We start from the raw sequence: 9292 nt of genomic DNA, 5'->3' as shown, positions 1-9292 counted from the left end.
CAGGCGCGGCGCCGGCTCGCAATCCGCCCAGCGCTCCAGCCAGGGCGCGAGGTGCGGCTCGGCGACGCTGCGCACGCGCCTGGCCGACGCCAGCGCCTCGCCGATGGCGCGCGCCTCCCCGAACCAGCGCAGCGGCACCAGCTCGGCCATGCGCGTGCCGACGAACTGCCAGCGCTTCTCGCTCCACGGCCAGGCGCGGTGAAACTCGGCACTGAACAGGCCGATGACGCGCGTGTTGGCCGGCAGTTCGTCGGGCAGCGCACCGAGGTTCCAGGGGTGCACCAGCCAGACCTCGGTGCCGCGCACGTGCGAGGCATCGGGCGTTTCGCAGCCCAGCCATTCGGGGGGCTCGCTGAGGCAAACCGGCTCGGCCACACCCTGGCCGCTCCCGGCCTCGGCCACGGCAAGCGCCGAACGCGCGATGCCGTCGAGCGCCTCGTAGCTCGTGTCGATCACCGTGCCCGGGCTGTGCCAGCCGGGCGGCGCGTAGCGCGCCACGTTCTCCGCGTTGAAGAGGTACGGCTTGTGGCTGCCGGTGCCGGCCACCCACTGCCAGCTGAGATGGTTGCTGGCGAGGTCGCCATCGAGCAGGTGGGCATACAGCCAGTCGGCACCGGCGCGCCAGTGCACCTTGCGCAGGTGCACCACGTAGCTGGCCAGCCACATGCGCGCATGGTTGTGCAGCATGCCGGTGGCGTACAGCGTTCGCACCGCCTGGTCGATGGCCGGCACGCCGGTGCGTGCCTCGCGGATGTCCTCCGGAACTTCGCCCGAATACGCCCCCTCGGGCAGCACGCCGGCGTGCAGCGAGCGCAGGATGCCGGTGCCGTGCTCGTCCCACACATGGCGGAAGTACTCGCGCCAGCCAAGCTCGTAGACGAACTTGTGCTGCGCCTCCAGCCGGTGCCGGTCGGCCACGCCCTGCAGCACCTCGCGCAGGCTCACGAAGCCGTGCGTCACGTAGGGCGACAGGCCGCTGACCGCGCCCTCCAGGTGGTTGCGCGTGCTGGCATAGGCCTTGGGCCGCACCGCGGCGATACGCGCCCGTGCGGCGGCGATCGTCGGCTCGAAGAGGTCACTCATGGCTCTTGCTCCCCACCTCACCGCGGCGGATCGCCGCGGCGCGCGCCACCACGGCGCGCTTCTCGTCATCGCCCATGCGGGCCACGTTCTTCACCTGCAGCGCCATGCGCGGGTTCTTCGCCAGAAGCGCCTCGTGGCGCATGAGGAAGTCCCAGTACAGCGTGGTGAAGGGGCAGGCGCGCTCGCCTTTGCGCTGCGACGGGTCGTACCGGCAGCCGCGGCAATGCGGGCTCATGCGGTCGATGTACTTGCCGGTGGCCACGTAGGGCTTGCTGGCCATCAGGCCGCCATCGGCGTACTGGCTCATGCCCAGCGTGTTGGGCAGCTCGACCCACTCCACCGCATCGACGTAGACCGACAGGTACCAGCCATGCACCCGCCTCGGATCGACGCCGTACAGCAGCGCGAAGAGGCCGGTCACCATCAGACGTTGGATGTGGTGCGCGTAGCCGTGGCGGAGCGTCTGCGTGATGGCGTCGCGCAGGCAGGCCATGTCGGTCTGTCCGTTCCAGTACCAGGCCGGCAGGTCTTCGCGGGCGTCGAGCGCATTGCGTTCGAGGTAGCCGGGCATCTGCGTCCAGTAGATGCCGCGCACGTACTCGCGCCAGCCGAGGATCTGGCGGACGAAGCCCTCCACGCTGGCCAGTGGCGCCTTGCCGGCGTGGTAGGCCGCCTCGGCCGCGGCCACGGCCTCGCGCGGGTGGATGAGCTTGAGGTTCAGCGCCGCGGCGATATGGGCATGGAAGAGCCAGGGCTCACCGGGCCACATCGCATCCTGGTGGCGGCCGAATCGAGGCAGTCGCTCGTCGATGAAGCGGTACAGCGCCTGCTGCGCCTGCTCGCGCGTCACCGGCCACGCGAAGTCGTCGAGCGCACCGGGGTGATCGGCGAATCGATTGCGCACCAGCGCGATCACCTCGCGCGTGATCTCGTCGGGCTCGAAGCGGCTGCGCGGCGGCACGCGGCCCGGACCTTCGGCGCCGAAGGGTTCGCGGTTGTCGGCGTCGAAGTTCCACTCGCCGCCGATCGGCTGGTCGCCGTCCATCAGCACGCGGTGGCGCACGCGCTGCTCGCGATAGAAGTACTCCAGGCGCAGCGAGCGCCGGCCGCGCGCGTGGGCAGCGAAGTCGCGCACGCTGCAGAAGAAGTGGCGGTCCTCGCGAATGTCCAGCGGCAGGCAGCAGGCCTCGGCCACACCACGCAAGGCCTGCAGCACGCGCCAGTCGCCCGGTGCCGTCATCACCAGACGATGCGGGCGCAGCCGCTCGATGTCGGCCGTCAGCTGCGCGGCCAGGCTGCCGCGGTTGCCGGGGTCGTCCAGCGCGGTGTAGTGCAGCGGCCGGCCAGCCTCCCGCAGCGCCTGCGCGAAGTGGCGCATCGCCGAGAGGAACAGCGCCGTGCGCGGCTGGCTCGACCAGATATGCGTCGACTCCTCGGCGACCTCGGCCATCCACACCGCGTCCTGCGCGACGTCGAAGTCGTCGAAGGCGGACGCGTCGAGGTCGAGCTGATCGCCCAGCACGATCACCAGCGTGCGCAGCTCAGCCATGGCGGCCCCTGACGGCCCGGCATCGATCGCTGCAGTACTTCACCTCGGCCCAGTTCTTCGCCCAGGCGCGCCGCCAGCTCATCGGCCGGCCACAGGCGAGGCAGGGCTTGGACGGCAGGGTTGCCTTGTTGCCGCGAAAGCCCGAGGCGGCGCGCGTCATGCCGCCTCCGCCGCGGCATCCGCACCGGAGGCTCTGCCGCGTCCGCGGGCGCCGGTGCCGCTGGCCAGCACCGCGTCGGCCAGGGTCGCACCGGACAGCCAGGCGCCTTCCACGCCCGAGCCGCCGAGGAAGTCGCCGCATACGCCGAGGCCCTGCAACCGGTCCCACCAGTGCAGATGCCCCGGCTCGACCGCCTCGACAGGCGGCAGCGCATAGCGCCAGCGGTGCACCAAGGCATGCTTCCAGCGCAGCGACTCGCCCAGCCAGTCGTCCACCGCGGCTTCCAGCTCGTCCTGCACCTGTTCCCCGGGCGCCTCGAGCCGCTCGGCGCTCCAGTCGGCGCGGGCGTGCACCACCCAGTGGATCTCGTCGTCACGGCGCTCGCGACCGGGCTTCGTCTCGTTGCGGATCAGCCAGTCCAGCGGCCCTTGCGGCGGCCTCGCCGCCTGCCAGCCCGGCGGCGCGCGGGTCGGTTCGCTGATGCCCATCAGCGTCCAGCACGGCCGCATGGCCACGCGGGCAGCGGTGCGCGCCCAGCCCGGTGCGTGGGGGATCAGCAGCGGCGCCGCCTGCACCGGCGGCATCGCCAGCACGACGATGTCGTACTCGTCCGGCAGCACGACGCCGCGGCGACGCAGACGCCAGCGCGCGCCGCCGCGAAGCAGGCCTTCCACGGGCTCGTTCCAACCGCAGTCGATGCCGGCCAGCAGCTCGCGGCACAGCCGCGGCATCTCCGGAACGGCCACGAACAGTTCAGCGCGCTCGTCCACGCCCAAGCCGGCAGACGACCACACCGGCGTCCACGGCGTCAGCCAGCCGGCGCCGACCGCCTCAGCCACGAAGGCCCGAAAGCGATCGTCACGCGCGCCGAAGCCTGGCGCCCCGTGGTCCAGCCGTGTCGTTCGCGGCGCATCCTGCCGGTCGATCCACTCGGCACGGCGGGTGGCCAGCCGGCCGCCGGCGCCACGGGCCTTGTCGAACACCTGAACGTCATGGCCGGCATCGGCCAGCCGCCGCGCTGCCGCCGAGCCCGCCAGGCCGGCGCCGACAACGGCCACACGCTTCGAAGGGTTGGACGCTCGCATGCCGGGCAGCATACGCAGGCCTGCGTCAGACTTGCGTCAAATTCGTTATTGACCTCAATTTCGGTCCGATAATCCAGTTCATTTCATCGTCACAGGCAGTTCACGATGGCGTCGATCCCACTTCCCGTTCCCGATGACGAACCGCGCCACCGCAGCGGTGCGGTGGCGCGCATGGTGCGCATGCCGGTGGCCACGCTGCGGGTCTGGGAGCGGCGCTACCAGCTCTCGTCCCCGGCGCTCACGCCCAGCGGCCAGCGCCTGTACTCGGCCGCCGATGTGCGCCGGATCGCCCTGCTCAAGCAGCTCACCGAGCACGGCCATGCCATTGGCAGCCTCGCGGGGCTGGACATGGCGCAGTTGCAGGAGGTGGCCGCCACCCACGCGCACGCAGTGACCGGAACCCTGTCGGCAGCGCCCTCCCCCGCCCTGACACGCTGGCGCGTCGCCGTGGTCGGCGAGTCGCTGGCGCGGCGGCTCATGCGCCCGAGCGTACGCCGGCGACTGGCCGGTGCGCTGGAGGTGCTCGGGCCGTTCAAGGACGCCGCCGAGGCGGCCGCGGACATCGGACCCGACAGCGCCGACCTGCTGCTGGTGCACGCACCGACCCTGCACCCCGCCTGGTTGTCGGAACTGCAGCAGGCGGCGCCTCAGCTCAAGACCGCGCGAACGGCGGCGGTGTACCGCTTCGCCTCGGAGTCGGTCTGCGAGCGCCTGGCCCTGGCCGGCGTGGCGCTGCTGCGCGAGCCGCTGGCCGACGCGGCGCTGGGCCAGTGGCTCGAGGGCCTGGCCGGTGGCGTGCCGCGCGCGCCGCTGCCGCCGCTGTCGGTGGCCGAGCCGGTGCCGCCGCGACGCTGGGACGACGCCGCGCTGGCCGACATCGCCGGGCTGTCGTCCACCATCGCCTGCGAGTGCCCGCGGCACGTCGCAGAAATCCTGATGCAGCTGACGCACTTCGAGGCGTACAGCGCCGAGTGCCGCAACCGCAGCCCGGCCGACGCCGAACTGCACGCCTACCTCGCCGGGGTGGCCGCCTCGACGCGCGCCAAGTTCGAGGAAGCGCTGGAACGGGTAGCAGTGCACGAAGGCCTGCTCATGCCGACGCGCTGAGCGGCGAACAACAAGACACCCATAAAGACAAACCCCTCCCGACCAGAGGTGGGAGGGGCGGGCGGCTGACGCCGCCGGTTGGAGCTCCGGAGGTATTGGGTCCGGGGCCCCTGGCGCGCAGGGACTGCGCCATCGGTTGCGCCTGCATGAACAGGCTCTTCTAAGCTAGGCCATGCCGGCGCCGACTTCAAGCGCCGAAAGCGCTCGTGATTCCTCTTGTCACGCCGCCGGCTTCATGATCTTCGCAACCACATCGGCCACCCGCTGCTCGACGGCCGCATCCATGCGGATCGACCGGCCCCACTCGCGCTGCGTCTCGCCCGGCCACTTGTTGGTGGCGTCCAGCCCCATCTTGCCGCCCAGGCCGCTCACCGGCGAGGCGAAGTCGAGGTAGTCGATCGGCGTGCTCTCCACCAGCGTGGTGTCGCGCACCGGGTCCATGCGGGTGGTGATGGCCCAGATCACTTCGTCCCAGCGGCGGATGTCGACATCGTCGTCGGTCACCACGATGAACTTGGTGTACATGAACTGGCGCAGGAAGCTCCACAACCCGAACATCAGCCGCTTGGCGTGGCCCGGGTAGGCCTTGCGGATGCTGATGATCGCCATGCGGTAACTGCAGCCTTCCGGCGGCAGGTAGAAGTCGACGATCTCCGGAAACTGCTTCTGAAGGATCGGCACGAACACCTCGTTGAGCGCCACGCCGAGTACGGCCGGCTCGTCCGGCGGCTTGCCGGTGTAGGTGGAGTGGTAGATCGGATCGCGCCGATGGGTGATGCGCGAGAGCTCGAACACCGGGAACCAGTCCTGCTCGTTGTAATAGCCGGTGTGGTCGCCGAAAGGGCCCTCCAGCGCATGCAGGTATCCGTTGATCTCCTTCAACGGCACGCCGTGCTCGCTGGCGCCCGTCCAGCCCTTCTCGGCGGTCGGGATTCCGCCCTCGAGCACGAACTCGGCGCTGGCCGGCACCTGCAGCATCACGCCGGCGTCGCCCGCGCCGGTTTCGGCCACTTCGGTGCGGCTGCCGCGCAGCAGGCCGGCAAACTGGTATTCGGAGAGCGTGTCGGGCACCGGCGTGACGGCGCCCAGGATGGTGGCCGGGTCGGCGCCGAGCGCCACGACGATGGGAAACGGCTGCCCCGGCTTGGCCAGCGCGAACTCGCGGAAATCCAGCGCGCCGCCGCGGTGAGCCAGCCAGCGCATGATCACCTGGCGCCGGCCGATCACCTGCTGGCGGTAGATGCCCAGGTTCTGCCGCGCGCGGGCGTTCGGCCCGCCTTGCGGCCCGCGCGTGACCACCAGCCCCCAGGTGATCAGCGGGCCGGCGTCGCCCGGCCAGCAGGTCTGCACCGGCAGCCGGGTCAGGTCGACGTCCGAGCCTTCGAGTACCACCTCCTGGCAGGGCGGCTGCCGCACCGAAGCGGATTTCATGTCCCAGATCGCCTTGGCCATCTGTAACAGGCGACCCGTGTCCTTGAGGCCCTTGGGCGGCTCCGGCTCCTTCAGCCGAGCCAGCAATTGACCCACCTCGCGCAGCTCGCTCACCTCGGTGGCGCCCATGCCAAGCGCCACCCGCCGGGGCGTTCCGAACAGGTTGGCGAGGACCGGGAACTTGTAACCGTCAGGCTTCTCGAAAAAAAGTGCCGGGCCGGCGGAACGCAACACGAAGTCACTGACCGCTGTCATCTCCAGCCGCACAGAGACTGGCTCGGCCACGCGCCGAAGCTCACCGAGCGACTCCAGGCCGGCTACGAAGTCACGCAAGTCCCGGTACTTCATACGCAATCGTAATTAATAGTCAAGTTCTTAGTCTTGACCGGTTATGAAATGGCTTCCTAGAATTCGCGCCGTTCGCACCGCTACGGGATAACCCCAGGCCCTCGGTGCAGGGATAGTGAGGCAGCCGAGTCGCTGCCACCATCGGATCGCGATCCGATTCGCTGCCGGACCACGCCGCGCAAGACGGCTTCCAAACCCCGGCCAACGATTATCACCGTCGCCCCCGGCACAGCCGGCGAAGGGGCAGCCCCCCGCGGGGCAGGCGGTGCGAAAGGAGTGACATGACGACGCTGAAGCGATGCTTGACGCGTGCCCTGCGGGTGCGCGATGCCATCGGCGAGTCGGCCACGGTGTTCCTGAAGGACGTCGGGCATGGCTTGCTCGAAGTCAGCCACAACATGCTGGCGCTGATCGGTCTGCTGATCGTGGCCGCCGCACTGTTCGCCTTGGGCAAGCCCGAGCTGCGCCATGCCGTCGAGACCCATGCCCTGGGCTGGCTGCAGGCCCGCCAGGAAGCCCGCACCGAGCCGGCCGAGCTGCTCGCCCAGCAGCTCAGCGAGCCGGAAGCCATTACCCGCGCCACCGCGGCCGACCCGAAGAAGCTCAGCCGCCAGCAGGCCGCGGTGGCGCTGTGGATCTCGCGCCGCTACCGTGTGGCGCCGGAGCCGATCAGCCGCCTGGTGCAGGAAGCCTGGCACGTCGGCGAGCGCGCCGGCCTCGACCCGACGCTGATCCTGGCCATCATGGCCGTCGAATCGAGCTTCAACCCGTTCGCGCAGAGCAGCGTCGGTGCGCAGGGCCTGATGCAGGTCATGACCAAGATCCACGACGACAAGTACGAGGCCTTCGGCGGCAACCATGCCGCCTTCGACCCGGTGACCAACCTGCGCGTCGGCGTGCAGGTGCTCAAGGAGTGCATCGCCCGTGCCGGCAGCCTGGAGGCCGGCCTGCGCTATTACGTCGGCGCCGCCAACCTCGACGACGACGGTGGCTACACCGGCAAGGTGCTGGCCGAGCAGAACAACCTGCGCCTGGTGGCTGCCGGCAAGACCGTGCCGGCCAACGTGGCGCTGATCCCGGTGTCGCTGCCGGCGCCCGCGGCTTCCTCCGTGCAGCCCGAGCTCACCCAGCCGGCCAAGGCGCCGGCCGAAGCGGGTGAACAGGTGGCCTGGCTGCGCTGAGCAGCCGGCGACCCTCCGCTACACTTCCGCCACCGCGCGACTGGCGATGCGGCCCCGCCCCGGGGCCTGAGGTGGTGTACCACCGGGAAGCGTGGTCGGTGACCGACGCTTTCGGCCATCGCATCCGCCGTTCGCCTGGGCAGCCCTGCGGCCGCACCACCGCGGCCCGCCCCGGGATCCTCTGCTGTCAAGGACTGCCGTCATGTTCGACCGTACCGCCTCCACCGTAGCCAACGTCGACCCCGAGATCTGGGCCGCCATCCAGCGCGAGAACCAGCGCCAGGAAGACCACATCGAGCTGATCGCCTCGGAAAACTACGCCTCGCCGGCGGTGATGGCCGCGCAGGGTTCGCAGCTGACCAACAAGTACGCCGAGGGCTACCCCGGCAAGCGCTACTACGGCGGTTGCGAGAACGTCGACGTGGTCGAGCAGCTCGCCATCGACCGGGCCAAGCAACTGTTCGGCGCCGAGTTCGCCAACGTGCAGCCGAACTCGGGCTCGCAGGCCAACCAGGGGGTGTTCTTCGGCCTGCTGCAGCCGGGCGACACCATCATGGGCATGAGCCTGGCCGAGGGCGGCCACCTCACCCACGGCATGCCGCTGAACATGAGCGGCAAGTGGTTCAAGGTCGTCTCCTATGGCCTGAACGCCCAGGAAGAGATCGACTACGACGCGATGGAGCGCCTGGCGCACGAGCACAAGCCGAAGCTGATCATCGCCGGCGCCTCGGCCTACGCTCTGCGCATCGACTTCGAGCGCTTCGCCAAGGTGGCCAAGGCGATCGGCGCCTACTTCATGGTCGACATGGCGCACTATGCCGGCCTGATCGCCGCGGGCGTCTACCCGAACCCGGTGCCCTTCGCCGACGTGGTCACCAGCACCACGCACAAGACGCTGCGCGGCCCGCGCGGCGGCCTGATCCTGATGCGCGGCGAGGAGATCGCCAAGAAGGTCAACAGCGCGATATTCCCCGGCATCCAGGGCGGCCCGCTGATGCACGTGATCGCCGGCAAGGCGGTCGCCTTCAAGGAGGCGCTGTCGCCCGAGTTCAAGGCCTACCAGCAGCAGGTGGTGAAGAACGCCGCGGCGATGGCCGAGACGCTGGTGCAGCGCGGGCTGCGCATCGTCAGTGGCCGCACCGAGAGCCACGTGATGCTGGTCGACCTGCGCCCCAAGGGGCTGACCGGCAAGGAAGCGGAGGCCATCCTCGGTGCCGCCCACATGACCTGCAACAAGAACGGCATCCCGAACGACCCGCAGAAGCCGATGATCACCAGCGGCATCCGCCTCGGCTCGCCGGCGATGACCACGCGCGGCTTCAAGGAAGAACAGGCGCGGCTGACCGCC

Annotated in this window: 8 protein-coding genes and 1 riboswitch; of the genes, 3 read left to right on the top strand and 5 right to left on the bottom strand. The window is 70.1% G+C overall.

Annotation, left to right across the window (positions count from 1 at the left end):
- From AB7U92_RS15405 to AB7U92_RS15390, 4 genes are all read right to left on the bottom strand, one after another.
- A partial coding sequence (locus AB7U92_RS15405; protein WP_428578559.1) for an FAD-binding domain-containing protein occupies positions 1-1083 on the bottom strand: 1083 nt, incomplete at its 3' end.
- Positions 1076-2632: a cryptochrome/photolyase family protein gene (locus tag AB7U92_RS15400; protein WP_428578556.1), complete on the bottom strand. Its 1557-nt coding sequence runs from the start codon at positions 2630-2632 to the stop codon at positions 1076-1078. The genes AB7U92_RS15405 and AB7U92_RS15400, both read right to left, overlap by 8 nt.
- Complete coding sequence (locus AB7U92_RS15395) at positions 2625-2792, bottom strand: DUF2256 domain-containing protein (RefSeq protein WP_428578554.1); 168 nt, start codon at positions 2790-2792, stop codon at positions 2625-2627. Before AB7U92_RS15395 ends, AB7U92_RS15400 begins: the two co-directional genes overlap by 8 nt.
- Positions 2789-3877 carry an NAD(P)/FAD-dependent oxidoreductase gene (locus AB7U92_RS15390; RefSeq protein ID WP_428578551.1) on the bottom strand — a complete coding sequence of 363 codons (1089 nt, stop codon included), beginning with the start codon at positions 3875-3877 and terminating at the stop codon, positions 2789-2791. Before AB7U92_RS15390 ends, AB7U92_RS15395 begins: the two co-directional genes overlap by 4 nt.
- Positions 3878-3982: 105 nt before the next feature.
- Between AB7U92_RS15390 and AB7U92_RS15385 the strand changes: the two genes are divergently transcribed.
- Positions 3983-4984, top strand: coding sequence for a MerR family transcriptional regulator (locus AB7U92_RS15385; protein WP_428578548.1), 1002 nt, complete (start codon positions 3983-3985; stop codon positions 4982-4984).
- 219 nt (positions 4985-5203) lie between these two features.
- Here AB7U92_RS15385 and AB7U92_RS15380 read toward each other — a convergent pair whose 3' ends face one another.
- A complete protein-coding gene (locus tag AB7U92_RS15380; protein ID WP_428578546.1) occupies positions 5204-6763 on the bottom strand; it encodes a UbiD family decarboxylase domain-containing protein in 1560 nt (519 codons plus the stop codon).
- A gap of 281 nt (positions 6764-7044) precedes the next feature.
- Here AB7U92_RS15380 and AB7U92_RS15375 point away from each other — a divergent pair, with 281 nt between their 5' ends.
- On the top strand, positions 7045-7944 hold the full coding sequence (locus AB7U92_RS15375; RefSeq protein WP_428578543.1) for a lytic transglycosylase domain-containing protein: 900 nt from the start codon (positions 7045-7047) through the stop codon (positions 7942-7944).
- Positions 7945-7970: 26 nt separating this feature from the next.
- A riboswitch (ZMP/ZTP riboswitch) is annotated at positions 7971-8092 on the top strand.
- Between the two features lie 54 nt (positions 8093-8146).
- Positions 8147-9292, top strand: a 1146-nt coding sequence (glyA, locus tag AB7U92_RS15370) for a serine hydroxymethyltransferase (protein ID WP_428578540.1), incomplete at its 3' end; no start/stop codon positions are given.

The organism is Piscinibacter sp. (genome assembly GCF_050175855.1).
GTDB lineage: Bacteria > Pseudomonadota > Gammaproteobacteria > Burkholderiales > Burkholderiaceae_C > Piscinibacter.
Note: the sequence above shows the minus strand (reverse complement) of the source record. Positions and strands in the feature narration are given on the sequence as shown.